Source organism: Mycobacterium sp. (assembly GCF_035274705.1).
In the GTDB taxonomy this organism is placed as follows: Bacteria; Actinomycetota; Actinomycetes; order Mycobacteriales; family Mycobacteriaceae; genus Mycobacterium.
The window spans coordinates 1-25,877 of sequence record NZ_DATENY010000066.1 but is presented as its reverse complement, the minus strand read 5'-3'; the positions used below and the strand labels follow the sequence as shown (position 1 = coordinate 25,877).

Below are 25,877 nucleotides of genomic sequence, written 5' to 3'. Positions count from 1 at the left end.
TTGATTCATGGCGGCACCGGCGCAGCGGCTGAGCACATGGACGATGACGCGCGACGCGATCACGATCGGCTTCGACGCCACCGGCGGCTTCCTCGCGCACGTGCGCGGACACGACATCAGCCGATTCCGTTGCGCGGGAAGACGCTTCGTCGCGGTGACGCACCCCGACTATGTCGACCACGTGCTGCACCGGGCCCGGCTGAAATACGTGAAGTCCAACGAGTACGAGCCCATCCGTGCCGCGGCGGGCATCAACCTTCTCACCGACGAGGGCGACTCCTGGGCGGCGCACCGCACCACCCTCAATCCGACGTTCGCGCGCCGCCACCTCAACGAGATCGTCGACCTGATGATCGACCCGATCGAACGCGTCACCGCCGACGTCGCGCCGAGGACGCGGTTCGACATGCACGCCCTGATGGTCGAGGCCACGCTGCGGGTGGTGGCCAACGCGCTGTTCAGCCAGGATTTCGGCCCGCTGGTGCACAGCATGAAGGACCTGACCACGCGTGGCCTGCGGCGCACTGAACGGCTGGGCAGGATCGGCCTGTGGGGGCTGATGCCGAGGCCCGTCTACAGCGCGCTCAGCTGGTGCACGTTCTCGGGTGTGCCGCTGCCACCGCCGCTGCGGGAAGGGCAGAAGATCGCACTGGCACTGGACGCGGCGGTCAACGGGGTGCTCGACGAGCGGATCGCTCATCCCACCGACTCCCCCGATCTGCTCAACGTGTTGTTCGACGCCGACAACGGGACGTGGCCGCGGCGGCGCATCCGCGACGAGGCGCTGACCTTCATGCTCGCCGGGCACGAAACCACCGCCAACGCGATGACATGGTTCTGGTACCTGATGTCGGTCAACACCGACGCGCGCGACAAGATGCTCACCGAGATCGACGACGCGCTCGGCGGCCGCCGGCCGACGGCGGCGGACTTGAGCCGGCTGCCGTGGACGACGGCATGCCTGCAGGAGTCGCAGCGCTGCTTCTCCGCAGTCTGGATGATGGCGCGGGAGGCAGTCGAGGACGACGTCATCGACGGGCACCACATCCGCCGCGGCACAACCGTGCTCATCCCGATCCACCACATCCACCACGACGAGCGGTGGTGGCCCGACCCCGAGATCTTCGACCCGGCGCGGTTCACCGGCGACGCCGTCAAGGATCGGCCCCGCTCGGCATACCTGCCGTTCGGCGGCGGCCGGCGGATCTGCATCGGCCAGAGCTTCGCGCTGACGGAGATGGTGCTGATGGCGGCGATCATGAGCCGGCGGTTCACATTCGACGTATGCCCCGATCATCCGGTAGAACTCGAAGCGACGCTGACGTTGCGGCCTAAGCATGGTTTGCACGTCATCGCGCACAAGCGGGAGGCCGTATGAAAGTGCCCGACTTCGAAACCGTCATCGTTGGCGCCGGCTTTTCCGGCATCGGCACCGCGATCAAGCTCGACAAAGCCGGCATGGGCGACTACTTGATGATCGAGGCCGGCGACGGCCCCGGCGGCACGTGGTACTGGAACACGTATCCCGGTATCGCCGTTGACATTCCGTCGTTTTCCTACCAGTTCTCGTTCGAGAAGAGCCTGAAGTGGTCACGGACCTACGCGCCAGGCCACGAGCTGAGGGCCTACGCCGAACATTGCGTCGACAAGTACCGCCTGCGCCGCAAGATCCGGTTCGGCACCAAGGTCCTCGGCGCCGAATTCGACGACGGGGCCGGGCTGTGGCGCATTCGCATCGATCCCGGCGAAGACGTCACCGCACGGTTTCTGGTGAACGCCAGCGGGGTGCTGATCACCCCGAAACTGCCCGACATCGACGGCGTCGACTCGTTCGGCGGGCTGACCATGCACACGGCGCGGTGGGACCACGACGAGAACCTGACCGGCAAGCGCGTCGCGATCATCGGCACCGGCGCCTCGGCCGTCCAAGTGATTCCCGAGATCGCACCGATCGTCAAGCACCTCACCGTTTTTCAGCGCACCCCGATCTGGTGCTTCCCCAAGTTCGACGTGCCGTTGTCGCACTGGACGCAACGGATAATGCGGCTTCCCGGCGGCAAGGGCGTGCAGCGACTGCTCAGCCAGGCCTACGTCGAACTCACCTTCGCGCTGCCGGCGCAGTACTTCACGGTCAACCCGATGGCCAAGAACATGTCGAAGGTCGGTGAGGCGTATCTGCGCAAGCAGGTCGACGACCCTGACGTGCGCGACAAGCTCACGCCGCGCTACGCCGTCGGCTGCAAACGGCCAGGCTTCCACAACACGTATCTATCGACGTTCAACCGCGACAATGTCCGGCTGGTCACCGAGCCGATCGACAAGATCACCGGCTCCGGCGTGGCGACAGACGACGGCGAAATCCACGATGTCGACGTGTTGATCCTGGCGACGGGATTCAAGGTGCTCGACCCCGACAGCGTGCTGACCTATTCGGTCAGCGGACCCGGCGGCCGGTCATTGACACAGTTCTGGGACGAGCACCGGCTGCAGGCGTACGAGGGCGTCAGCATCCCGGGCTTCCCGAATTTCTTCAGCGTGTTCGGGCCATACGGCTACGTGGGGTCGTCGTACTTCGCGCTGATCGAGGCACAGACGCACCACATCGTGCGGTGCCTGAAGAGCGCCAAACACAGGAACGCCAGCCGCGTCGAGGTGACGCAGGAGGCCAACGACCGCTACTTCGCCGAGATGATGCGCAAGCGGCACCGGCAGATTTTCTGGCAGGACAGCTGCAAGCTGGCCAACAGCTACTACTTCGACAAGAACGGCGACGTGCCGCTGCGGCCGGCCAGCACGGTCGAGGCGTACTGGCGCAGCCGCCGCTTCCCGCTCGACGACTACGCGTTCACCTCGGAGCGCGAACAGACGCAAAACTGCCCGATTTCGCGATGAAATGGGCAGTTTTGCGTCTGCTCGGCGGGGGCCCAGCTCGGCGGAAGATCTAGACCGAAGCCTTCAGATCGTCGACCTTGTTGAGCTGCTCCCAGGGCAGGTCGATATCGGTGCGGCCGAAGTGGCCATATGCCGCGGTCGGAGCGTAGATCGGGCGCAACAGATCGAGATCGCGGATGATCGCGCCCGGCCGCAGGTCGAAGACCGACGTGATGGCCTTCTCGATCCTGGCCGGGTCGACGGTCTCGGTGCCGAACGTCTCGACGAACAGGCCGACAGGGGCGGCCTTGCCGATCGCGTAGGCGACCTGCACCTCGACCCGCTCGGCCAGGCCGGCGGCAACCACGTTCTTTGCCACCCAGCGCATCGCATACGCCGCAGAACGGTCCACTTTGGACGGATCCTTGCCGGAGAAGGCGCCACCGCCGTGGCGGGCCCATCCGCCGTAGGTGTCGACGATGATCTTGCGGCCGGTCAGACCCGCGTCGCCCATCGGGCCGCCGAGCACGAACTTCCCGGTCGGGTTGACCAGCAGCCGGTAGTCGGAGGTGTCCATGGTGTCGTGCGCCAGGTCGCCGAGCACGGTGTTGACGACCTTCTCGCGAATGTCCGGAGTGAGCGTGTTGACGAGGTCGATGCCGTCGGCGTGCTGCGTCGAGAGGACGACGGTGTCCAACCGCACCGGGGTGGTGCCGTCGTACTGAACGGTCACCTGGGTCTTGCCGTCGGGGCGCAGGTAGTCCAGCACCCCGCTCTTGCGCACCTCGGTCAGCCGACGCGACAGGCGGTGGGCCAGCGCGATCGGCAGCGGCATCAGCTCCGGGGTGTCCTTGATCGCGTAGCCGAACATCAGGCCCTGGTCACCGGCGCCCTGCGCGTCCAGCGGGTCCGCCTCGCCCTCGACGCGCGCCTCGTAGGCGGTGTCGACGCCCTGAGCGATGTCGGGCGACTGCGCACCGATGCCGATGTTCACCCCGCAGGAGGCGCCGTCGAAGCCCTTGTCCGACGAGTCGTAGCCGATTTCGAGGACCCGCTCGCGCACGGTGTTGGTGATGTCGGCGAAGGCTTCCTTGGCCGTCGTGGTGACCTCACCGACGACGTGCACCTGACCGGTGGTGACCAACGTCTCGACTGCCACCCGGGAGCGCGGATCGTCGGCGAGCAACGCGTCGAGCACGGAGTCGCTGATGGCGTCACAGATCTTGTCGGGGTGACCCTCAGTTACCGACTCACTGGTAAACAGCCGAGCTTTGCTCACGTTCGATCCCTTTCCGAAACTTAGCCAATCAAATTATACGGTCCGTCCCGTTGCACCCAAGCGCGCGCCTGCCTGATGCGCAACCCTTAGGCGCGGCGGGATGCGTTCGCTCGGGCTTACCCGCCGCTGTTGTGCAGGAACGCCACGATCGCGTCAACAATACGGCTGGCCATCAGAGTTTTCGAACCGTGCTCCAATGCAGATTCGGTTCCGTCCGACGTCAACAGCCATCCGTCGTTGTTGTCCACCTCGAATGCCCGATTCTCGCCCACGGCATTGACGACGAGCAAATCGCATCCCTTGCGCTGCAATTTGGCGCGGGCGTGGAAAAGCACGTCGCCGTTGGCGTCGCCGGTTTCGGCAGCGAACCCGACGATGGCCCGCATGTTGGGCAGCTGACCGTCGGTGCGCGCGCGGACAGCACCCGCCAGGACGTCGTCGGTACGAGTCAGCTCGATGACGGGCGCACCGTCGTTCGGATCGGCGGACTTCTTGATCTTGCTCGTGGCGGGGTGCGACGGCCGGAAGTCGGCGACGGCCGCGGCCATGACCAGCACGTGCACGTCGGGCGCATGCTTGGACACCGCGTCCTTCAGCTGGCTGGCCGAGCCGATGTGAACGACGTCGACACCGGCCGGATCGACGAGGCCCGCGGTGTTGCCTGCAATCAGCGTGACGTCGGCGCCGCGCTGGGCCATCACGCGCGCCATCGCATAGCCCTGCTTGCCTGAGCTGCGGTTGCCGATGAATCGCACCGGGTCGATCGGTTCGCGGGTGCCGCCGGCGGTCACCAGAACCTTGACCCCGGCCAGGTCGTACGGCAGCGCGTCGCCGCGTTCCAGCAGCACCTGGGCCAGCGTGGTGATCTCCTCGGCTTCGGGCAGCCGCCCGGCCCCGCTATCCGCGCCGGTGAGCCGGCCTGACGCGGGTTCGAGCACTATCGCACCGCGACGGCGCAGCGTGGCGACGTTGTCGACGGTAGCCGGGTGAAACCACATCTCGGTGTGCATGGCCGGCGCGAACAGCACGGGACATCGGGCGGTCAGCAGCGTCGCGGTCAACAGGTCGTCGGCACGGCCCGCCACGGCACGGGCCAGCAGGTCCGCGGTCGCCGGGGCGACCACGACGAGGTCGGCTTCCTGGCCGATGCGAACGTGAGGTACCTCGTAGACGTCGTCCCAGACCCCGGTATGGACCGGGTTTCCCGACAGCGCCTCAAACGTGGCCGCGCCGATGAAGCGGAGCGCGGATTCGGTCGGGACGACGCGGACGGAGTGGCCGGCTTCGGTGAGCTGACGGACCACGGTGGCCGCCTTGTAAGCGGCGATGCCACCGGCGACGCCGACGATAATCCGCTTGCGGTCCACCACCGCGGGTCCTTAGCTACTCGCCCTCGGTGTGCTCGAGCAGGTCTTCGTGGATCTCGCGCAGCGCGATCGACAGCGGCTTTTCCTGCAGTCCAGGCTCGACCAGCGGGCCGACGTACTCGAGGATGCCGTCGCCGAGCTGGTTGTAGTAGTCGTTGATCTGGCGCGCACGCTTGGCGGCGTAGATCACCAGCGCATACTTGCTCGACGCGCGGTCCAGCAACTCGTCGATGGGCGGGTTGGTAATGCCCAACGGCGTGTCGTAGGCGCTGGCGGCGGACGTGTCGATGTCGTCCACAGCGGCCAGCTGCGCATCGGCGTGCGGGGTGCTCACGTAGAAAATCTCCTGGAGGTTTAGGTGGCTCTGGTTACCCCACGCCGTGCCCGGCACATGATCTATCTGGGGACCACCAGCAAGGATACCAATTCAGTGCAGGCGGATTCCAATTCGCTGTTCACCACGACGACGTCGAAGTCGTCCTGAGCGGCCAATTCGGCGCGCGCCGTGGCCAGTCGGCGGGCCATCACGTCGGCGGTTTCGGTGCCACGGCCGGACAACCGGCTCTCCAATGCTTCCCAACTGGGTGGGGCGAGAAACACGGTGATCGCCTCCGGCATGGCCTTCTTGACGGCCCGCGCACCGGCCAGGTCGACCTCTATCAGCACCGGACGACCAGCCTTTGTCGCCGCGCGAATGGGAGCGGCGGGCGTGCCAGATCGGTGCAGCCCGCCGTGGATCTCGGCCCACTCCAGCAACGCGCCGTCGTCGACGAGCTGCTGAAACCGCTCGGCGGTCACGAACGTGTAATCAACGCCGTCCACCTCGCCAGGACGCGGTGCCCTGGTCGTCGCGGAGACGCTGAAATGCAGCTCGGGAATGCGGTCCCGCAGGCAGCGGACGACCGTCGATTTCCCGACGGCAGACGGGCCGGACAACACCACGACCGGAGCGTTTGCGCTGCCCGGCCCTCCGCCTTCGTTCACTGACTCGCTACTGGTCGAACTTCTCCAGCAGGGCCTTCCGCTGACGATCCCCCAGGCCGCGCAGCCGGCGGGTCGGAGCGATCTCGAGTTCGGTCATGATCTCCTGCGCCTTGACCTTGCCGACCTTGGGCAATGCCTCCAAAAGCGCAGAAACCTTCATCTTGCCCAAGACCTCGTCGGTCTCGGCGTCCTTGAGCACCTGCTTGAGGTTGGTGCCGCCGCGCTTGAGCCGGTCTTTGAGTTCGGCGCGTGCTCGACGTGCGGCAGCAGCCTTCTCCAACGCTGCCGCGCGCTGTTCGTCGGTCAACTGGGGAAGGGCCACGGGTTCCTCCGATTCGTCACCATCATCTGTTTTGTCTCGGCTGGTAGTGAAACCAGCCAGCGACGACGACCGTACCCACGCAATGTGACGAAAGCTAACCCCACCCCCTGGTTACGGCGTCAAAAGCCCAGCGTGTAGCGCGCGCCCGCGACGCCGCCGGGCGGCGTTCAGAGGGCGACGAAACGGCCAATTTGGTCGCCGAATCGCCGGATGTGCCTGCATATCAATGGTTTTCGACCGAATCGACTGCTGCCGCGGTGGCGGTACGCACGCGACCCATCGCGGACGGCAACACAGGGGAAGGCCGAAAAATTAAAATTTTGCCTGGTCATGGTGTGTCGGGCGTGTCGCGGGGCCTTGACAACCACGTTTCTCGGCCGGTCAGTTGGCCTGCCGACGGCCCTCCGGCGTGGGATAGTCGACGGTTTGGCTGTCCAACTTCGGGCCCCACAAAATGAATGCAAAACCTCATCCTCGTGTAACCCAGCGCGATCAACTACAGTCTGTAGTAGATCTTTCGCGGCAGTGGGAGCGGTCATGCGACGGGCATTTGCGGCATTTCTCGCGCTGTTCGGCGGCGTCGTCATCGGCATCTCGCTGGCGCATTTCGCGATCGGCCCCGAAGCGATCATCGGCGGTGTGGCGGTGAACCCGACGATGGCGGGCGAGGATCGCTTCTTTGCCGGACTGTTCCTGTGCTTCGGCGTCGCGCTGCTGTGGTGCGCACGCGACGTCCAGCACAAGCGCGTCTACGTCAACGTGTTGGCGGCCGCGATCTTCGTCGGTGGGATCGGGCGACTACTCGCCGTCATCCTCGTCGGCGTACCGCACCCGTTCTACATCGCGATGCTGGCGCTGGAGCTGGTACTGCCGCCGCTGATGGTGCTCGCCGCGGCGCGCGTCGCCGAACACCGGTAATGCCCCTGGCCTGACGATACGGTCGTGGCGTGTTCCGCTCGGTCTGTGCCGTGCTCGCGCTGGTTGTCGGCGGTCTCGTGTCGAGCGTGGCGAGCCCGGCGTGGGCGTGCGGTTGCGGCGCGTACATCCCCAACCGGTCCGGCGCGTCCGTCGTCGACGAGCGCGCATTGATCGCGTGGGACGGCACGGCCGAGGACATCCTGATGTCGTTCGACGTTGCAGGCAGTTCCGACACGGCCGCGTGGGTGATGCCCGCACCGTCGGCGGCCCAGGTATCACTTGGCGATGCCCAGGTGTTCGATCAGCTCGGCCGGCTCACGTCTCCGCGCGTTGAGTACCGCGACGCCTGGTGGCCGACGTTCACGTGGCTGTTCCCTAGCCGTACCGCACCCGACACCGCGGGCGCACCGAGCGGCGGTGCGGTCAATGTGCTGGGCAGTCAGCGAATCGGGCCGTTCGACGTCACACGGCTGGCCGCCGACGATCCGGCTGCACTCGCAAAATGGTTGGCGGACAAAGGCTTTCCGCATCCAGAGGGCTTGGATCAAAACCTCGCACCGTATCTCGCCGATCGATGGGAGATCGTCGCGATTCAGCTCGCGCCGGCAGAAGATCGCGGGTCGCTGACCGGCGGCCTTCAGCCGCTGCGCCTGTCCTTTCGCTCCGACACAGTCGTCTACCCGATGCGACTGTCCCGCGCGGCAACCACGCCGCAGTATGTCGACCTTTACGTCCTCGCCGACCATCGAATGGACCCGACGACAGTGCCCGTCGCCGGCCAGACGCCGACCCTGGAATTCGCCGGGCATCTGGATTCCGACGTGGCGGCGCCCCTCGCGGGCTACGTCGGCGAAGGCGCATTCCTGACCCGCTGGAGCGACCGCATCTACGACCCGGCATCCATCGACGGCGACTACGTATTCGAGCGGGCAGCATCCGACACCCCGTACCAGCAAGTCATCTATCGCACACGCAACCACGGCGACGTGATGGGCCTGATCCTGCTCGCGGTGCTCGCCTCGGCCGTCGTGGTGGTCGTCGTGGTGCTGGCCCGACGCGCACGCAAGGTCAGCGCTTGATCTCGACCAGCAACACCCATGCGTTGCCGGTCGCGGACGCGAAACCCGTTGCGACAGCGGCAGTTAACCAATAAAGTCCGCCGCCTGACTGTGACCACGTCGAGACACCGCCGACGATCAACATCAGCGCAGGGACGCCCAGCAGCACCATCGACGTCAGCGCGCGCGCCGGATGTGGGCTCGAACCCTTCTGCTGCAGGCCGAAAATGGCGGTGAGCACCGCCGTGCCTAGCCCGATCACGCCGAGTTCGACGGCCAGCGCGCGATGGTCCTGCCCGGGTGTCGCCGCCGCGCGTGCGGGGACGCCGGGGTACTTGAGAACCTCGGCCAGATTCAGCGACAACCCGACGAACAGCAGACCGGCAAGTGCGGCCGCTCCCCCGGCGACCGTGTTGGCGAAGTCAGTCCAGGCCGCGACGTCGTAGGCGGTCATGCCAGATATGCCACCGCGTCGCGCATGCGTTCGGCTGCGGCGCGCAGCGCGGCCACGTCGGGTCCTTCGCGCAGCAGCTCACGCGACACCGCGGGTAACAGCTGCCCCGGACGCGCGCCGCCGAAGCCTTTCAGGGCCTCGGGCCGCCCGCCCTGCGCGCCAACACCGGGGACCAGGACCGGGCCGTGAAGATCGCTGAGGTCGGGCGGGTCGGTCAGCGTCGCGCCGACGACGACGCCCACCGAACCGGGCTCAGGCAGCGCGTCCCGGTTGACCGCGGCCGCGGCGTCGACGATCGATTGCGCGACGCTCCGGCCCCCGACTTCGGCGCGCTGTACGGAGGCGCCCTCCGGGTTGGACGTAGCCGCGAGGACGAACACCCCTCGATCGTGCGCCGCGGCGGTGTCCAGAATCGGTTGTAGCGCGGCGAAACCCAGGTACGGCGTGACCGTCACCGCGTCGGCGGCCAGCGGTGAATCGCCGGCCCACGCTTCGGCGTAGGCGGCCATCGTCGAGCCGATGTCGCCGCGCTTGGCGTCGGCCAGCACCAGCACTCCTTGGTCACGCAGTGCGCCGATGGTGCGCTCCAGCACGGCGTAGCCCGCCGCGCCGTATGCCTCGAAGAACGCGACCTGAGGCTTTACGATCGCGAAGTCCGCGTAGGCGGTTACGCATACGTCGCAGAACTTAGCGAGCCCGTCGGCGTCCCCCGACAGGCCCCAGGCCTGCAGAAGCTCCTTGTGCGGGTCGATGCCGGGGCACAGCGGGCCTCGCCGTGACACCGCGTCGGCCAGCCGGCGACCAAACCCGCCCACGCCTACGGCCCCAGCACGCTGTGCAGCTCTTGCAGCGACATCACGCCGATATCGCCGCGGATGCCGGCCTCGATGCCCTGCACCGCAGCGGAGGCGCCCTGCACCGTCGTCACGCACGGAATGTTCATAGAGACCGCCGCCGAACGGATTTCGTAGCCGTCTATGCGGGGACCGGAGTTGCCGTACGGGGTGTTGATGACCATGTCGACCTCGCCGGCGCGAATCGCGTCGACGGCCGACAACGGTGGTCGGTCGGCGCTGGGTTCCTCGAAGTGCTTGCGTACCTCATCGCACGGGATACCGTTGCGCCGCAGCATCTCCGCCGTGCCCGCGGTGGCCAGCACACGGAAGCCCAAGTCGGCCAAGCGTTTCACCGGGAACACCAGTGAGCGCTTGTCGCGGTTGGCCACCGAGACGAATACCGTCCCCTCAGAGGGCAGCGAACCGTACGCGGCGGTCTGGCTCTTGGCGAACGCGCTGCCGAAGTCGTGGTCGATGCCCATCACCTCGCCGGTGGACTTCATCTCCGGGCCGAGGAGTGAGTCGACCTGTGCGCCGTCGGCCTTGCGGAACCGGTTGAACGGCAGCACGGCCTCCTTGACGGCGACGGGCGCGTTGCGGCCGGCGATCGCGCCGTCACCTGTGCGGGCCAGCACGCCTTCCTCACGTAGCTGGGCGATCGTGGCGCCCAGCATGATTCGTGCGCACGCCTTGGCCAGCGGAATTGCGGTGGCCTTCGATACGAACGGCACCGTACGGCTGGCCCGCGGGTTGGCCTCCAGCACGTACAGCACGTCGTCCTTGAGCGCGTACTGCACGTTGAGCAAGCCGACCACCCCGATACCGTGGGCGATCGCCTCGGTGGCGCGTCGCACCGACTCGATGTCGCTGCGGCCCAGCGTCACCGGCGGTAGCGCGCAGGCCGAGTCGCCGGAGTGGATGCCGGCTTCCTCGATGTGCTCCATGATCCCGCCGATGTACACCTCGGCACCGTCGCACAACGCGTCGACGTCGATCTCGATGGCATCTTCGAGGAACCGGTCGACCAGCACGGGGTGCTCAGGCGACAGCTGGGTGGCGCGGGTGATGTAGCCCTCCAGCGTCTGGTCGTCGTAGACGATCTCCATGCCGCGACCGCCGAGCACATAGGACGGCCGCACGAGTACCGGGTAGCCGATGTCGGCGGCGATGCGGCGGGCCTGCTCGAAGCTGGTGGCCATGCCGAACCTCGGTGCCGGCAGCCCGGCGGCCCGCAACACTTCGCCGAACGCACCGCGGTCCTCGGCCAGGTCGATGGCTTTGGGGCTGGTCCCGACGATTGGCACACCGGCATTCTCGAGACGCTCGGCCAATCCCAGCGGAGTCTGTCCGCCGAGCTGCACGATCACCCCGACCACGCCGGGACCGCCCGTACCCGATTGCTGTTCCGCATAGAAGATTTCGAGCACGTCCTCGAAGGTCAGCGGTTCGAAGTACAGCCGGTCGGCCGTGTCGTAGTCGGTGGACACGGTCTCGGGATTGCAATTGATCATGACCGTCTCGAAGCCGGCCTGGCTCAACGTGGTTGCGGCGTGCACGCAGCTGTAGTCGAATTCGATGCCCTGCCCGATCCGGTTGGGTCCCGACCCGAGGATGAGTACCTTGGGCTTCTCGGCCTGCGGGGCCACCTCGGTCTCACCGGCGGGGTCAAGCTCGTAGCTGCTGTAGTGATACGGCGTCTTGGCCTCGAACTCGGCCGCGCAAGTGTCCACCGTCTTGAACACCGGATGGATGCCGAGCCGTCCCCGGAGCGCCCGCACACCGACCTCGCCGGCCAATTCTGGTCGCAGCGCGGCGATCTGGCGGTCCGAGAGGCCGTAGTGCTTGCTGCGCCGCAGCAGTTCCTCGTCGAGCACCGGGGCGTCGAGCAGCTCAGACCGCAGCACGACCAGCCCGGCGATCTGTTCGACGAACCACGGGTCGACCCCCGACGCCTCCGCCACCTGCTCGACGGTCGCACCGAGCCGCAGCGCCAGCTCCATGTCGTAGAGCCGCCCGTCCGTCGGCGTCTTGAGCCCCTCCAGGAGGTCGTTGACCGATACGTCCGGATCGGGCGCCGTCCAGAATCCGGCGCGACCGGTCTCCAGCGAGCGCATCACCTTACCGAGGGCCTCGATGAAGTTGCGGCCCAACGACATCGCCTCGCCGACCGACTTCATCGTGGTGGTCAGTGTCGGGTCAGCGCCGGGGAACTTCTCGAACGCGAACCGCGGCGCCTTGACCACGACGTAGTCCAGCGTCGGCTCGAAGCAGGCCGGGGTTTCCTTGGTGATGTCGTTGAGGATCTCGTCGAGCGTGTAGCCGATCGCGAGCTTGGCGGCGATCTTGGCGATCGGGAAGCCGGTGGCCTTCGACGCCAAGGCGCTGGACCGCGATACGCGTGGGTTCATCTCGATGACGATGAGCCGGCCGTCTCGCGGGTTGACCGCGAATTGGATGTTGCAGCCGCCGGTGTCGACCCCGACCTCGCGCAGAATCGCGATGCCGAGGTCGCGCATCTTCTGGTATTCGCGGTCCGTGAGCGTCATCGCCGGTGCGACGGTCACCGAGTCGCCGGTGTGCACACCCATCGGGTCGACGTTTTCGATCGAGCACACGACCACCACGTTGTCGTGGCCGTCGCGCATCAGCTCGAGCTCGAATTCCTTCCAGCCGAAGATGGATTCCTCGATCAGCACGTTGGCGCTCGGCGAGGCGGCCAGCCCGTCACCGGCCATCCGATCGACATCGTCGGCCGAATACGCCATGCCCGAGCCGAGGCCGCCCATCGTGAACGATGGCCGCACCACCACCGGCAGACCGAGCTCCTCGACGGTCTCGCGGACCTCGTCCATGGTGAAACACACACGCGAGCGGGCAGATTCGCCACCCACCTTGGCGACGATGTCCTTGAATCGCTGCCGGTCCTCGCCGCGTTGAATCGCTTCGAAGTCGGCACCGATCAGCTCGACGCCGTACTTTTCCAGCACGCCGTTTTCGTACAGCGCCACGGCGGTGTTCAACGCCGTCTGCCCGCCCAGCGTGGCGAGCAGCGCGTCGATCTTGTTGCCGCGCTCGGCTTGTTGGGCGATCACACGCTCGACGAACGCCGGCGTGATCGGCTCGACGTAGGTGTGATCGGCGAACTCCGGGTCGGTCATGATCGTCGCCGGGTTGGAGTTGACCAGACTGACCTGTAGGCCCTCGGCGCGCAGCACACGGCATGCCTGCGTGCCGGAGTAGTCGAACTCGCAGGCCTGTCCGATGACGATCGGCCCGGAGCCGATCACCAGCACGTGGTTGAGGTCAGTCCGCCGCGGCACTTAGCGCTCCCTTTCCCCGCGAGCGCGCGTGTTTGCACACGACACGCCGCGAAAATCTATACAAATGTGCACGCTCGCGGGAGGAAGCATCAGCGGCTCTCCCCTGCCATCAGGTCGACGAATTGGTCGAACAGGTACTCGGCGTCGTGCGGGCCCGCCGCCGCCTCCGGGTGGTACTGCACCGAAAAGGCGCGCCCATCAGCGAGTTTGATTCCTTCAACGACTCCGTCGTTGGCGCAGGTGTGGCTGACCTCGGCGAGGCCGAACGGGGTATCAAAAACCTCGCCCCGCTCTCCTTCTAATGCGAACCCGTGGTTCTGCGCGGTCACCGCGACGCGGCCGGTGGCGTGATCGATCACCGGCACATTGATGCCGCGGTGCCCGAACACCATCTTGTACGTCGAACGGCCAAGCGCCCGACCGAGGATCTGATTGCCGAAGCAGATGCCGAACAACGGGATGCCGGCGCCCAGCACCGCACGGGTGACGCCGACGATGTGGTCGGCGGTCGCAGGATCGCCCGGCCCGTTGGACAAGAACACCCCGTCCGGTTTCAGGTCAGCGATCTGCTCGAACTCCACCGTCGACGGCAGCACATGGCTACGGATGCCGCGGCGGGCGAAATTACGCGGTGTGTTGGTCTTGATGCCGAGGTCGATCGCCGCCACGGTAAAGCGTTGCGGTCCATCAGGTTCCACGACATAGGTCGCGTCGGTGCTGACCTGTCCTGCGAGGTTGGCACCGAGCATCGAGGGCTGGCTTCGAACCCGGGAAAGCAGCTCGTCGGCGTCGGCCAGTGCATCACCGGCGAACACGCCCGCCTTCATCGAGCCAAGGCTGCGCAGATGGCGCACCACCGCGCGGGTATCGATACCGGCGACGCCGACGACGCCCTGACGGATCAGCTCGTCCTCGAGCGTGCCGGTGGCCCGCCAGTTCGATGCTCGCGGCGACGGGTCGCGTACTGCGTAACCGGCGACCCAGATCTTGTCGCCCCGGCTTTCGGCGTCCTCGTGGTTCCAGCCGGTGTTGCCGATCTGGGGCGCGGTGGCAATGACGATCTGCCCGTGATAGCTCGGATCGGTGAGCGTCTCCTGGTAGCCGGACATACCGGTGGAGAACACTGCCTCGCCCAGCGTCTGCCCGACGGCCCCGAACGGAGCGCCCGTGAAGATGCGGCCGTCCTCGAGGACGAGCACCGCCTTGCCCATGCGCGATCCGTCCCCCTGCCCTCCGGGCGGGAGGTGCCCCCAGCGCTTCTCGCTCGCGCTCATGCCACCCCCTCCAGCCATTTCGAATACTCGTCGCGGTTGTCCGCGCGGAACCCTGTGTCGATCTCCGTTCCCGACGGCAATCGCCACCTGATGGCCAAGATGCCTTCGTGGGTCATCGCCTTGCCCGCGATGCCCTTCTCCGTGCGGATCGCGGCGATCGCCTCGTCGGGTATCCAGATCGGGACTGCGCCGGTGCGCTGCAACATGATTCCTTCGGGATAACGGGTCAGCACGGCCTTGGCGCGGTAGCCGAGGTCACCGACGGCGATGCGGTCCAGCCAGCTCGGTGCCAGCGTGCTGCCGACATAAAGGCCCTTGGTCGCGGGGATCAATGCCGGGCCGACGGAATCCGGCAGAGCCGGCAGCGTGCCGATCAATTGCGCCTGGCGCTGCGCCCGGCGCAACCAGCCGCGCAGCATCTGCCGGATCAGGAACGCGATCAGCACCGCGACCACCGCGGCCATGATCAGCGATGTGACGAGGGTGCCGGTGTTCATGCCGGGCTCTTCCCGTCGCGCGCGGTCACCTTGCCCCGCAGCAGCGTCAGGGTGACGGCCGCAGGCAGCTCCATGGACTCGTAGGGGGTGTTGTCCGACCGGCTGGCCAATGCGGTGCCCTCGACGGTCCAGGTGGCGTCGGGGTCGACGACGGCGAGGTTGGCCGGCTCGCCGACTTCGAGGGGTCGACCCTGATCTGGCAAACCGGCTATGCGGGCGGGGTTTTCGCTCATCACTCGGGCGACGTCGCGCCATGTCAGCAGGCCGGGTCGCACCATCGTCTCGACCACCACCGACAGCGCGGTCTGCAGGCCGAGCATGCCGGGCCGCGCCTGGGCGAACTCACAGAACTTCTCGTGCTCGGCATGCGGAGCGTGATCGGTCGCCACGCAGTCGATGACGCCTTCGGCCAACGCCTGGCGCAGCGCTTCGGCGTCGGAGGCCTCACGCAGCGGCGGGTTGACACGGTTGCGGCCGTCATAGGTGGCAAGCCGACTGTCGTCCAGCAGCAGGTGATGCGGCGTTACCTCGGCGGTGATCGAAATGCCCTGCGCCTTAGCCCATCTGATGATTTCGACCGTTCCCGCGGTGGACGCGTGGCAGATGTGCACCCGCGCTCCCGCGTCGCGGGCCAGCAGGGCGTCACGGGCGACGATGGATTCCTCGGCGGCGCGGGGCCAGCCCGCCAGTCCGAGCCGAGCGGCGTTGGGTCCTTCGTGCGCGACGGCGCCGACGGTGAGCCGCGGCTCTTCGGCGTGCTGGGCGATCAGCACACCGAGGCCCGTCGCGTACTCGAGGGCGCGCCGCATGATCAGCGGGTCGTGCACGCAGATGCCGTCGTCGGAGAACATCCGCACCTGCCCGGCCCCGGCGGCCATCATGCCCATCTCGGTGAGCTGCTTTCCCTCCAGCCGCATGGTGACCGCGCCGACGGGATGCACGTCGACGAGTCCGACCTGTTGACCGCGGTGCCAGACGTGGTCGGTGACGACGGGGCTATCGGCGACCGGGTTGGTGTTGGCCATCGCGAACACGGCGGTGAATCCGCCCAAAGCCGCTGCGGCCGAACCAGTTTCGATGTCTTCGGCGTACTCCCGGCCCGGCTCACGCAGGTGGGTGTGAAGGTCGACGAAGCCGGGAAGCAGGATCTGATCGGTGGCATCAAACACGTCGGCGTCGCTCGGGATGGCCAAGTCCACGCCGATACCGGCGATCTGGCCGTCGCTGACCAGCACGTCGACGCGGTCGCCCTCGCCGTAGAGCCGCACTCCCCGAACCATCACGCTCATGCGCTGATCGCTTCCAGCTCCGCGCCCACGAGTAAGTGGAACAACACCGCCATCCGGACGTGCACGCCGTTTGAAACCTGTTGCAGGACCGCTGATTGCGCGGAATCTGCGACCGAGAAGGCGATCTCCATGCCGCGCACCATGGGGCCCGGATGCAGCACCACCGCATTGCCCGGAAGCATCGCCTGCCGCTTCTCGGAGAGTCCGTAGAGCACCGAGTACTCCCTGGCCGACGGGAAGAAGCCGCCGTTCATCCGCTCGGCCTGGACACGCAGCATCAGCACCGCGTCGGCGATGGGGAGTTCGGCGTCGAGGTCATGCGACACGGTGACGGGCCAGCCGGCCACCCCGACCGGCAGCAGCGTGGGCGGCGCGACGAGAACCACTTCGGCACCGAGCGTGTGGAGCAGCAGGACATTGGAGCGCGCCACGCGGCTGTGCAGGACGTCGCCGACGATCACGACCCGCTTGCCCTCGATATCGCCGAGCCGCTGTCGGATGGTCAGCGCGTCGAGCAGCGCCTGAGTTGGGTGTTCGTGGGTGCCGTCGCCGGCGTTGATCACCACCGGGCCGCCGTGTTCGGTGGCTGTCCACTCGGCCAGCTGCTGGGCCGCGCCCGACGCGGGGTGACGGATGATCAGCGCGTCGGCGCCCGCCGCCCGCAAGGTCAACGCGGTGTCGCGCAGCGATTCGCCCTTGGACACAGAGGATCCCGACGCGCTGACGTTGATGACGTCGGCGCTCATCCACTTGCCCGCGACCTCGAACGACACTCGGGTGCGGGTGGAGTTCTCGTAGAACATCGTGATGATGGTGCGGCCACGCAGCGTCGGCAGCTTCTTCACCTCACGGCCCAGCAGCGCCTGGCTGAACCGGTCGGCATCGTCGAGTATCGCCAGCGCTTGGTCTCGGGTCAGGTCGGCCGCTGACAGTAGATGCTTCATCGTTCAGGCCCTCCGTGCGGCGCGATCCAGATGCCGTCGACTTGATCGTCTTCGGTGAGGCGCACCTTGACGTTTTCGCTCCGCGAGGTGGGCACGTTCTTGCCGACGTAGTCGGCGCGCAGTGGGAGCTCGCGGTGGCCGCGGTCGACGAGGACCGCGAGCTGAACGGCGCGAGGCCGGCCGATGTCGCGCAGCGCGTCCAGCGCCGAGCGGACCGAGCGACCGGTATAGAGGACGTCGTCGACGAGGACGACCAGAGTGTCATCGATGCCGCCCTCAGGGATCGACGTGTCCTCCAGCGGCCGGGGCGGCTTGTGGTCGAGGTCGTCGCGGTACAGCGTGATGTCCAGCGCGCCGTGCGGAACCGTGACGCCGGAGAATTCCTTGATCTTCTCGGCCAGCCGGGCCGCCAGGGTGACGCCCCTGGTGGGGATGCCGAGCAGGATGATATGAGAAGAACCGGCAGGATCATCCAAAGCGGTCTTTTCGATGATCTGATGGGCGATGCGGGAGATAGTCCGGCCGACGTCCGCTGCGGACATCAATTCCCGGTCGGTGCCAGTCGAGCCCATGAAGCGACTCTGACCTCCTTCTCCGCCTCACTGGACGGCTCGTTAAAGGACGTCGAACTGCGGGGCAGCTTAGCATCCCGCCAACGGCCGCCCGTAGGCTGGCGCGGTGAAACTCGACGGCAACCAGGCATCCGTTCGGGAAGCCATCGACGCGGGCCTGCTCGCCGGCGCTGTGACGGTGGCGTGGAAGTCGGGCGAGATTCTGCAGGTCAACGAACTGGGCTACCGCGATGTTGACGCGAGGCTGCCGATGCAGCGGGACACCATCTTCCGGATCGCATCGATGACCAAGCCGGTGACGGTCGCCGCGGCGATGAGCTTGGCCGAAGAAGGCAAGCTGGCGCTGACCGATCCGGTGGCACGGTGGCTGCCGGAGTTATCCGACATGCGGGTGTTGTTGGATCCGACAGGGCCGGTGGACAAGACCGCGCCGGCGCGGCGGCTCATCACGATCGAGGATCTGATGACACACCGCAGCGGGCTGGCGTACGTGTTCTCGGTGCCCGGACCGTTGAGCGCCGCCTACGGCAGGATGTCCCATCGACAGGATCAGGATCGATGGATTGCCGAGCTGGCCAAACTGCCACTCGCACATCAACCCGGTGATCGGCTTACCTACAGCCATGCCACCGACGTGCTCGGTATCGCGCTGTCTCGTATCGAGGGCAAGTCGCTGGCGGATGTCCTGACCGAGCGGATATTCGAGCCGTTGGACATGCCCGACACCGGCTTCAGCGTCAGCGCGGCTGGACGGCGGCGCGCGGCGACGATGTACAAGCTCGACGCGGACAATGTATTGCGCCATGACGTGATGGGCCCCGCGCCAATCACAGATCCCCCGTTCTGCACGGGAGGGGCCGGGTTGTGGTCGACGGCCGACGACTACTTGAAGTTCGCGCGGATGCTGCTCGGCTTCGGCGCGGTGGACGGCGTGCGGGTGCTCTCCGAGGAGTCGGCGCGACTGATGCGGACCGATCGGCTCACCGAGGAACAGAAACGTTATCCCTTTCTGGGAGCGCCGTTTTGGGTGGGTCGCGGATTCGGGTTGAACTTGTCGGTCGTGACTGACCCGGCGAAGTCGCGGCAATTGTTCGGCCCGGGCGGATTGGGCTCGTTCAGTTGGCCCGGCGCGTACGGGACGTGGTGGCAGGCCGATCCCTCGGCGGACCTGATCCTGATCTACCTGATTCAAAATCATCCGGACCTGACCGTCGACGCGGCCGCGGTCGCCGGCAACACGTCGCTTGCCAAACTCCAAAGCGCGCAACCGAAGTTCGTCCGCAGGACCTACCAGGCCCTCGACATCTAGCGTTTACGCTGGCCGCCATGCCTCAACCATCTGTGCTCATCAGTGGGGCCGGCATCGCCGGTCCGGCCTTGGCCTATTGGCTTGCAAAGAGCGGCTATCGCGTGACGATCGTCGAACTCGCCGACGGTATCCGGCCCGGCGGGCAGACGGTCGACCTGCGCGGCGCAGGCGGTGACGTGGTCGAGCGAATGGGCTTGATCGGCCAGATGCGCGAGCGCTCCCTCGATCAGCGGGGCGTCGCGTGGATCAAGGCCGACGGCAGCCGGCGAGCCGAGATGCCCGTCACCGCCTTCCACGGCAACGGTCTGGTGTCCAAGCTCGAGATCCTGCGCGGCGACCTGGTCGATGTGCTGTACCGAGAGACGAAGAACTACACCGAATACCGGTTCAGCACGCGCATCGAAGAAATCAGCCAAACAGAGGGAGCGGTTGAAGCAAGGCTGACCGACGGATCCACACTGTCGGCCGATCTGATCGTCGGCGCCGACGGGCCGCATTCGGCGGTGCGCCGCTTGGTGTTCGGCCCCGAAGAACAATTCGTCAAACCCCTCGGCGGGTACAACGCGTGGTTCACCGCGCCCGACACCGTCGGACTCGACGGCTGGTATCTGATGTATCAGGCACCCGGCCTCAACGCGTCGATGCGACCGTCGCACGACCCGTCGCTGTGCAAGGCCGGATTGGCGTTTCGCTCCGAACCCGTCGCCTATGACCGGCGCAACCCCGACGAGCAACGCGCCTTGCTCGCAAAGCATTTCGCGAGCGCAGGGTGGCAGTGTGACGCCCTGCTGTCAGCGGCGGCCGACGCGGACGACTTCTACTTCGACTCCTTCGCTCAGGTGAAGATGCCGACGATCTCGCAAGGCAGGGTGACGCTGCTCGGCGATGCCGGCTTCTGCGCCTCACCGCTCAGCGGCATGGGAACGAGCCTGGCGCTGGTCGGCGCGTACGTGTTGGCCGGCGAACTGGGACCGGCTGATTCCTTTGATGGCCGGGGCTTCCCAGCAGCGCTGAAGCGATACGAGGACGTGATGCGGCCATACATCGCCCGCTGCCAGGATCTGCCCAACGGTATCGACGGCTATCTCCCGAAGTCGGCCAGCGACATCGCCATCACTGCACAAGCGATGAAGTGGATGCAGCGCTGGCCATTTCGGTCCTACGCCGAGAAGAAGTGGTTCACCACCGCCGATGCGATCGAGCTGCCGAACTACTCGCCGGCTTAGCTCGCCGTCGCCAACGCCTGCCGGGCGTAGGCACGTACGTCAGCGTCGCCGTCTTCGAGGGCCAGCCCGAGTGCATCGGATGCGGCGGGTTCCGTGGCCGCCCACCGCGTCAAGCTGAGCACCGCAGCCTTGCGCACGTCGAGATGTCGATCGGCCAGTGCCCTGGACAACGCCGGCACCGCCACCGATGCCGTCGCGCCCGCGAGCGCCTTGGCTGCGCCCTCACGGACCTGCCAGGCGGGTTCGGATAACGCCCCCTGCACCTGGGCGACATCGTCCTCGTCGCATCCGACCTCGCCGAGAGCCGCCAGCGCCGCCGCCCGCACGAGCGGATCCGTATCGGCGACCAACCGGCGCACCGTATCCGCGCCGGCACGCAATGTGGCCAGCCCGTTGGCCGCCGCGATGCGCACCTCGCGGTTGTCGTCGCACGCCGCCAGCCCCACGCCATCGGGGTCGTCGACGGACACCAGCGCCCGCACGGCCTCGATGCGCACCCGGTGGTCATCATCCGCCAACCCCCGCCGGTAGTCCCCGCCGTCGCCGGCGCGGCGAGCGCTGAGCAGATAGACCGCTACGGCGCGGACCACCGGGTCGGACGACGACAGCTGTGTCGCAATGGCTTCGGGCTCCGGCAGCACCTCGACCAATTCCCGAACTCCGTCGGCAGCGACGCGGCGAACTTCCGCATCGTCGTCGTGCAATGCGTTCAGTAGCGCGGCCGAGTATCCCTCTGGCAGGTGCTCGATCAGCGTCGATACCGCAGTGCGCCGCACACCGGAATCGGCGTCGCTCAAGAACTCCGCCAGTTCCCCGACACCAGGCGACTCGAGCGCCAGTACTTGGACAATCCGCGGCGACGGCGGCTGCCCCAGCCCGGCGGGGCGCACCCTCGACTCTGCGGTTGCCGGCGCCCGTCCCACGGCCAGCGGGGGCTGCTCCGCCGGTAGCACCGGTTGCTGCGACGGCAGATGCTCGAGGTCTGGCACGGGCACGAAATACGGTGCGACCGGGCGCTTGAGGAATTCCATCGCGCCGCCGGCAGCCTTGCGAAGATTCAAGTGATACCGCCACGCCTCGTCGTCGCGGTCGGGTATGTCGGCCCGGTCGTGATAGAGGCCCCACCGCGATTCGGTGCGAGTGAGCGATGAGCGGGCGGCCATTTCGGCACAGTCGCGGATGAACGAGACCTCCACGGCCCGCATCAGCTCGTGCGGCGTCGTCGCGCCCATCTCGGCGATTTCCTCGCGCATCCGCTCGAACGTCTGCACGGCGATCGACAGCTTCGTCGCCGTCTTCGGCGGCGCCACATAGTCGTTGACGAACCGCCGCAGCTTGTACTCGACCTGAGGTTGCGGCGGACCTTCGGGATGCCGTAGCGGGTGGTAGATGAGTTCGTGCGCCTCCGCCAGCTGCCCGGCCGGAAGCTCAACCGGCGTGGCGACTTCCGACACGGTCGACGCCGCGTGCTCGCCGGCCAAATCGCCGTAGACGAACGCACCGATCATGTAGTTGTGCGGCACACAAGCCAGATCGCCCGCTGCATACAGCCCAGGAACCGTCGTGCGCGCGTGTTCGTCGACCCAGACCCCGGATGCGGAATGGCCGCTGCACAGCCCGATCTCGGAGATGTGCATCTCGACGTCATGGGTGCGGTAGTCGTGGCCGCGGTTGGCGTGAAAAGTTCCGCGGGTCGGTCGTTCGGTGGTGTGCAGGATGTTTTCCAGTGCGGTGAGCGTCTCGTCGGGAAGATGGCTGACCTTCAGATAGATCGGGCCGCGAGCGGATTCGATCTCGCGTTTGACTTCCGCCATCATCTGACCCGACCAGTAGTCGGAGTCGACGAAGCGCTCCCCCAGTGCGTTGACCTGATAGCCGCCGAACGGGTTGGCCACATATGCGCACGCCGGTCCGTTGTAATCCTTGATCAACGGATTGACCTGAAAACATTCGATACCCGACAGCTCTGCACCGGCGTGGTACGCCATCGAATACCCGTCGCCGGCATTCGTCGGGTTCTCATAGGTGCCGTAGAGGTAGCCCGACGCGGGTAGGCCAAGCCGCCCGCACGCACCGGTGGCCAGGATCACGGCCTTCGCCGCAACAGCGACGAATTCTCCTGTGCGCGAGTTGAATGCGGCCGCGCCCACGGCGCGACCATCCTGTACGAGAACGCGCACCGGCATCAGCCGGTTCTCGATCCGGATCTTCTCGCGCATCGACCGCTGCCGCAGCACCCGGTACAGCGCCTTCTTGACGTCTTTGCCTTCGGGCATCGGCAGTACATAGGACCCCGACCGGTGCACCCGGCGCACCGCGTACTCGCCGTGTTCGTCCTTCTCGAACTTGACGCCGTAACGCTCGAGCCGCTGCACCATCGCGAACCCGCGCGTCGCGGTCTGGTAAATGGTGCGCTGGTTGACGATTCCGTCGTTGGCGCGAGTGATCTCGGCGACGTAGCCCTCCGGCGTGGCCTTGCCGGGAATGACCGCGTTGTTCACGCCGTCCATGCCCATCGCCAATGCGCCGGAATGCCGCACGTGTGCCTTCTCCAGCAGCAGCACCTGGGCCCCGTGCTCAGCTGCGGTCAGCGCCGCCATGGTCCCTGCGGTGCCGCCGCCGATCACCAGCACATCACAGTCCAGCCTGACAACGTCGGTCACATCGGGTATCTGCATCACGAATAGTCCAGAGCCGCAATGACTTCAGCGCGAATCGCCTGGCGTCCTACGTGTTCGGTGCGCGGCTCGGGCACCCCGATAAGCGCCCGCAACGGTTGACCGATACGCCCAAGCACGGCGACCCGGTCACCCAGCGTCAGCGCCTCGTCGACATCATGGGTGACGAACACGATGGTTGTCGGATGCGCCCGCCACGTGTCGATCAGCAACCGCTGCATCGCGGCGCGGGTCTGGGTGTCCAGCGCGGCGAACGGCTCGTCCATCATCACCGCCCGCGGCGCGCCGGCCAGCCCACGTGCAAGCTGCACTCGCTGGCGCATCCCACCGGACAGGCTCTTGGGCAGGTAGTCGGCGAACCCGGTGAGCCCGACCTCGTCGATCCAGCGTTCAGCGCGCTCACGTCGTCCGGCGCGCGGCTCACCGCGCAGTTGGAGTGCGAGCTCGATGTTTGATCTCACTGTGCGCCAAGGCAACAACGCGCTGTCCTGAAACACCATCCCGCGGTCGCGTGAGGTGGTGGCGACCGCGCCGCCGTCGGCAAGCACCCGGCCCGCATCGGGCGCCAGCAGTCCGGCCAGCGCCCGAAGCACGGTCGACTTGCCGCAGCCCGAGGGCCCGGTGAGCACCAGGATCTCACCTGGCTGCACCGTGAGACTCAGTCCGTCGACGACCGGCACGCCGGTGTAGGACAACCGGACATCGTCGAGTTCGAGCCGCATGCCTTCTGCCATGGCGGTCGTCATCGCACATTCTCCTCGCCGCGGGGCAGCCAGCGTGTGGCGCGCCTGCCGATGAGCTCGACGGCGGCGGCAGTGCCGAATCCGAGCACGCCGATCGTGATGATGCCGACGAACACGTCGGGATAGTTCAACACCGTGTACGCCTGCCAGGTGCGGTAGCCGACACCGAGGCGACCGGAGATCATTTCCGCCGAGATCACGCAGATCCATGCGACGCCCATGCCGACCGACAGGCCGCCGAACAGTCCAGGCAGGATGCCGGGCAGCACCACGCGGCGCAGCACGTCCCATCGTCCACCGCCCAGTGTGCGCACCGAGTCTTCCCAGATCGTCGGCAGGGCTCGTACCGCATGGCGCGTGCTGACCATGATCGGGAAGTAGGCGGCGAGAAAAGTGATGAACACGATGCCGGCCTCGTCGGTCGGAAAGAGCAGGATCGCCACGGGCACCAACGCGATCGCCGGGATCGGCCGGGCCAATTCAGTCAGCGGGCCGAACACATCGGAAAGCACCGCCGAGCGGCCGAGCAAGACGCCGGTCACCACGCCCACAACCGCCGCCATGCCGAACCCGGTGAGGATCCGGATCAGCGACTGTCCCAAATCAAGCCAGTACTCCGGGGTGCCAATGCGATTGACCAGCGCCGAGGCCACCTCGGTGACGGTTGGCAGCGTGTCGAACCTCAGCCAGAGCCGAATGTCGTTGGCAGTCAACAGCTGCCACAAGCCGACGGCGACGACTACCGACGCCAACCGCAGCGTCCGCCTGCGCCAGGGCGAGCCGAGGCGGGGACGCCGCACCGCGGGGCGCGGTGTCACCGGTGACTCGAAGACGGCGACGACGGCCGGATCGGCGGTGCTAGCTATGCTCCTCGCGTCCGCGGTCGTCATACCGCCCCCGCCAGCGCCTGCTGGTAGTCCACCCCGACGGTTCCTGGGTGCGCGGCGATGTACCGCTGCGCACCGGCCGGCGTATCGAACGGCAAATAGTTCTGTCCGTCGCGCACCCACGCCGCCTTGTCGGCGAACCAGCGCGTCCCGAGCTCGGTGTCGGGCACGTAAGCGGCGCGGACCTTCGCGCCTCTCGCGGTGGCATCGCGAATCGCCTTCAGCAGGCAGGTCGGGTTGGCAGCGGGCTGCGTGGCGTCCGTCCCGTCCAGCCACAGCTCACTGGCGCGTGCCGGATCGTTCACAGGCGTGTTGCACACCGGGTCGGTGCCACTGAGCGCTGACGGGTTGGCGGCGGCAGCGACGGCCTTGCCGTAGTCCTGGCTGCGGGCGCTGAACGCCGCCCGAAGCGGTGCGTCCTGGACAAAGCCGGTGACGTCGAGGTCGGCGAAGTCGCCGATGGACTTCAGGTACGGCACATCACCTTTCAGCGCTTCGACAAGAGACGGCTTGAGTGTGGTGTCGAACGACGTCCCGCCTGGGCCGTTGTAGAGGTACACGACCTCTTGTGCCAGCCCGGCCGATTCGGCGACGATGCGGGCGGCTTCGAGTGGCTTGGAGTTGAGGAAGTCGGTCGCGTCCAGCTGCGCTTGCAGGAACGCGTCGAGCACCTCGGGATGCTCGGCCGCGTAGGCGCGGCGCACGACCACGCCGTGCAGCGTCGGATAGTTCAGCTCGGCGCCGTCATAGAGGAGCCTGGCCTTGCCCTGGAACACCAGCAGGCCGGGCCACGCGACAAACTGCGAGAGGCCTTGCACCTGCCCGGATTCCAGCGCAGACGCGCCGATCTGCGGCTGCTGGTTGAGCACCTCCACGCCGGTCTTCGGGTCGATTCCGGCCTTCTGTAGTGCCTGCACCAGCATGCCGTGACCGGCCGATCCGACGCTCGCCGACACCTTCTGGCCGGCCAGGTCGGTGAGCTTCTGCGCCGATGAATTCGGCGCCACCACAACCATGTTCAGCCCACCCTTGGGGTTGTATCCCGTGAC

23 protein-coding genes are annotated in these 25,877 nt (G+C 66.9%); 6 read left to right on the top strand and 17 right to left on the bottom strand.

The window, feature by feature from the left end:
- Window positions 1-7 precede the first annotated feature (7 nt).
- Both VJV41_RS15625 and VJV41_RS15620 read left to right on the top strand, forming a co-directional pair.
- A complete protein-coding gene (locus tag VJV41_RS15625; RefSeq protein WP_325335242.1) occupies window positions 8-1,378 on the top strand; it encodes a cytochrome P450 in 1,371 nt (456 codons plus the stop codon).
- Window positions 1,375-2,892, top strand: coding sequence for an NAD(P)/FAD-dependent oxidoreductase (locus tag VJV41_RS15620; protein ID WP_325335241.1), 1,518 nt, complete (start codon window positions 1,375-1,377; stop codon window positions 2,890-2,892). The genes VJV41_RS15625 and VJV41_RS15620 overlap by 4 nt, the downstream gene beginning before the upstream one ends.
- 49 nt (window positions 2,893-2,941) lie before the next feature.
- On the opposite strand, the gene metK is transcribed toward VJV41_RS15620, so the two are convergent.
- From metK to mihF, 5 genes are all read right to left on the bottom strand, one after another.
- Window positions 2,942-4,150 carry a methionine adenosyltransferase gene (gene metK, locus VJV41_RS15615; RefSeq protein WP_325335240.1) on the bottom strand — a complete coding sequence of 403 codons (1,209 nt, stop codon included), beginning with the start codon at window positions 4,148-4,150 and terminating at the stop codon, window positions 2,942-2,944.
- A 116-nt stretch (window positions 4,151-4,266) separates the two neighbouring features.
- Window positions 4,267-5,520, bottom strand: coding sequence for a bifunctional phosphopantothenoylcysteine decarboxylase/phosphopantothenate--cysteine ligase CoaBC (gene coaBC / locus VJV41_RS15610; protein ID WP_325335238.1), 1,254 nt, complete (start codon window positions 5,518-5,520; stop codon window positions 4,267-4,269).
- 13 nt (window positions 5,521-5,533) lie between these two features.
- Entirely contained in the window at window positions 5,534-5,851 is a 318-nt protein-coding gene (rpoZ, locus tag VJV41_RS15605; protein ID WP_325335236.1) for a DNA-directed RNA polymerase subunit omega, read from the bottom strand.
- Window positions 5,852-5,913: 62 nt separating this feature from the next.
- Entirely contained in the window at window positions 5,914-6,501 is a 588-nt protein-coding gene (gene gmk / locus VJV41_RS15600) for a guanylate kinase (RefSeq protein ID WP_325335234.1), read from the bottom strand.
- 7 nt (window positions 6,502-6,508) lie between these two features.
- Window positions 6,509-6,823, bottom strand: a complete 315-nt coding sequence (gene mihF / locus VJV41_RS15595) for an integration host factor, actinobacterial type (protein ID WP_014815655.1) — start codon at window positions 6,821-6,823, stop codon at window positions 6,509-6,511.
- Between the two features lie 537 nt (window positions 6,824-7,360).
- On the opposite strand from mihF, the gene VJV41_RS15590 reads away from it, so the two are divergent.
- Window positions 7,361-7,741 (top strand): DUF4345 domain-containing protein, encoded by a 381-nt coding sequence (locus VJV41_RS15590; RefSeq protein ID WP_325335228.1) that lies wholly within the window; start codon window positions 7,361-7,363, stop codon window positions 7,739-7,741.
- A gap of 29 nt (window positions 7,742-7,770) precedes the next feature.
- Complete coding sequence (locus VJV41_RS15585) at window positions 7,771-8,820, top strand: DUF2330 domain-containing protein (protein ID WP_325335226.1); 1,050 nt, start codon at window positions 7,771-7,773, stop codon at window positions 8,818-8,820.
- On the opposite strand, the gene VJV41_RS15580 is transcribed toward VJV41_RS15585, so the two are convergent.
- From VJV41_RS15580 to pyrR, 8 genes are all read right to left on the bottom strand, one after another.
- On the bottom strand, window positions 8,810-9,253 hold the full coding sequence (locus tag VJV41_RS15580; RefSeq protein ID WP_325335224.1) for a hypothetical protein: 444 nt from the start codon (window positions 9,251-9,253) through the stop codon (window positions 8,810-8,812). The two genes, VJV41_RS15585 and VJV41_RS15580, sit on opposite strands and share 11 nt — an antisense overlap.
- Window positions 9,250-10,068 (bottom strand): orotidine-5'-phosphate decarboxylase, encoded by an 819-nt coding sequence (pyrF, locus tag VJV41_RS15575; protein WP_325335221.1) that lies wholly within the window; start codon window positions 10,066-10,068, stop codon window positions 9,250-9,252. The genes VJV41_RS15580 and pyrF overlap by 4 nt, the downstream gene beginning before the upstream one ends.
- A 2-nt stretch (window positions 10,069-10,070) precedes the next feature.
- Complete coding sequence (gene carB / locus VJV41_RS15570) at window positions 10,071-13,409, bottom strand: carbamoyl-phosphate synthase large subunit (RefSeq protein ID WP_325335219.1); 3,339 nt, start codon at window positions 13,407-13,409, stop codon at window positions 10,071-10,073.
- An 89-nt stretch (window positions 13,410-13,498) separates the two neighbouring features.
- On the bottom strand, window positions 13,499-14,620 hold the full coding sequence (gene carA / locus VJV41_RS15565) for a glutamine-hydrolyzing carbamoyl-phosphate synthase small subunit (RefSeq protein ID WP_325335249.1): 1,122 nt from the start codon (window positions 14,618-14,620) through the stop codon (window positions 13,499-13,501).
- Between the two features lie 59 nt (window positions 14,621-14,679).
- Window positions 14,680-15,180, bottom strand: coding sequence for a transporter (locus VJV41_RS15560; protein WP_325335217.1), 501 nt, complete (start codon window positions 15,178-15,180; stop codon window positions 14,680-14,682).
- On the bottom strand, window positions 15,177-16,469 hold the full coding sequence (locus tag VJV41_RS15555; protein ID WP_325335215.1) for a dihydroorotase: 1,293 nt from the start codon (window positions 16,467-16,469) through the stop codon (window positions 15,177-15,179). Before VJV41_RS15555 ends, VJV41_RS15560 begins: the two co-directional genes overlap by 4 nt.
- Window positions 16,466-17,413: an aspartate carbamoyltransferase catalytic subunit gene (locus VJV41_RS15550; protein ID WP_325335213.1), complete on the bottom strand. Its 948-nt coding sequence runs from the start codon at window positions 17,411-17,413 to the stop codon at window positions 16,466-16,468. Before VJV41_RS15550 ends, VJV41_RS15555 begins: the two co-directional genes overlap by 4 nt.
- Window positions 17,410-17,985 carry a bifunctional pyr operon transcriptional regulator/uracil phosphoribosyltransferase PyrR gene (pyrR, locus tag VJV41_RS15545; protein ID WP_325335212.1) on the bottom strand — a complete coding sequence of 192 codons (576 nt, stop codon included), beginning with the start codon at window positions 17,983-17,985 and terminating at the stop codon, window positions 17,410-17,412. Before pyrR ends, VJV41_RS15550 begins: the two co-directional genes overlap by 4 nt.
- Window positions 17,986-18,091: 106 nt before the next feature.
- On the opposite strand from pyrR, the gene VJV41_RS15540 reads away from it, so the two are divergent.
- Together VJV41_RS15540 and VJV41_RS15535 are read left to right on the top strand one after the other, a co-directional pair.
- Window positions 18,092-19,294 (top strand): serine hydrolase domain-containing protein, encoded by a 1,203-nt coding sequence (locus VJV41_RS15540; protein WP_325335210.1) that lies wholly within the window; start codon window positions 18,092-18,094, stop codon window positions 19,292-19,294.
- 17 nt (window positions 19,295-19,311) lie between these two features.
- Window positions 19,312-20,520, top strand: a complete 1,209-nt coding sequence (locus VJV41_RS15535) for an FAD-dependent monooxygenase (RefSeq protein ID WP_325335208.1) — start codon at window positions 19,312-19,314, stop codon at window positions 20,518-20,520.
- Here VJV41_RS15535 and VJV41_RS15530 read toward each other — a convergent pair.
- The 4 genes from VJV41_RS15530 to VJV41_RS15515 form a co-directional block, all read right to left on the bottom strand.
- Window positions 20,517-23,201: a fumarate reductase/succinate dehydrogenase flavoprotein subunit gene (locus VJV41_RS15530; RefSeq protein WP_414684966.1), complete on the bottom strand. Its 2,685-nt coding sequence runs from the start codon at window positions 23,199-23,201 to the stop codon at window positions 20,517-20,519. The two genes, VJV41_RS15535 and VJV41_RS15530, sit on opposite strands and share 4 nt — an antisense overlap.
- Window positions 23,198-23,944, bottom strand: a complete 747-nt coding sequence (locus tag VJV41_RS15525) for an ABC transporter ATP-binding protein (RefSeq protein ID WP_325335203.1) — start codon at window positions 23,942-23,944, stop codon at window positions 23,198-23,200. The genes VJV41_RS15530 and VJV41_RS15525 overlap by 4 nt, the downstream gene beginning before the upstream one ends.
- Entirely contained in the window at window positions 23,941-24,831 is an 891-nt protein-coding gene (locus VJV41_RS15520) for an ABC transporter permease (RefSeq protein WP_325335201.1), read from the bottom strand. Before VJV41_RS15520 ends, VJV41_RS15525 begins: the two co-directional genes overlap by 4 nt.
- The coding region (locus VJV41_RS15515; RefSeq protein WP_325335199.1) for an ABC transporter substrate-binding protein at window positions 24,828-25,877 on the bottom strand (1,050 nt) is incomplete at its 5' end. The genes VJV41_RS15520 and VJV41_RS15515, both read right to left, overlap by 4 nt.

What these genes read in the sequence shown, in the direction of transcription:
- VJV41_RS15580 (WP_325335224.1), bottom strand. Translation starts at nt 9,253, where the DNA reads ATGACCGCCTACGACGTCGCGGCCTGGACTGACTTCGCCAACACGGTC.
- VJV41_RS15620 (WP_325335241.1), top strand. Translation starts at nt 1,375, where the DNA reads ATGAAAGTGCCCGACTTCGAAACCGTCATCGTTGGCGCCGGCTTTTCC.
- VJV41_RS15520 (WP_325335201.1), bottom strand. Translation starts at nt 24,831, where the DNA reads ATGACGACCGCGGACGCGAGGAGCATAGCTAGCACCGCCGATCCGGCC.
- pyrR (WP_325335212.1), bottom strand. Translation starts at nt 17,985, where the DNA reads ATGGGCTCGACTGGCACCGACCGGGAATTGATGTCCGCAGCGGACGTC.
- VJV41_RS15550 (WP_325335213.1), bottom strand. Translation starts at nt 17,413, where the DNA reads ATGAAGCATCTACTGTCAGCGGCCGACCTGACCCGAGACCAAGCGCTG.
- VJV41_RS15625 (WP_325335242.1), top strand. Translation starts at nt 8, where the DNA reads ATGGCGGCACCGGCGCAGCGGCTGAGCACATGGACGATGACGCGCGAC.
- VJV41_RS15590 (WP_325335228.1), top strand. Translation starts at nt 7,361, where the DNA reads ATGCGACGGGCATTTGCGGCATTTCTCGCGCTGTTCGGCGGCGTCGTC.
- VJV41_RS15560 (WP_325335217.1), bottom strand. Translation starts at nt 15,180, where the DNA reads ATGAACACCGGCACCCTCGTCACATCGCTGATCATGGCCGCGGTGGTC.
- carA (WP_325335249.1), bottom strand. Translation starts at nt 14,620, where the DNA reads ATGGGCAAGGCGGTGCTCGTCCTCGAGGACGGCCGCATCTTCACGGGC.
- VJV41_RS15555 (WP_325335215.1), bottom strand. Translation starts at nt 16,469, where the DNA reads ATGAGCGTGATGGTTCGGGGAGTGCGGCTCTACGGCGAGGGCGACCGC.
- VJV41_RS15535 (WP_325335208.1), top strand. Translation starts at nt 19,312, where the DNA reads ATGCCTCAACCATCTGTGCTCATCAGTGGGGCCGGCATCGCCGGTCCG.
- VJV41_RS15525 (WP_325335203.1), bottom strand. Translation starts at nt 23,944, where the DNA reads ATGACGACCGCCATGGCAGAAGGCATGCGGCTCGAACTCGACGATGTC.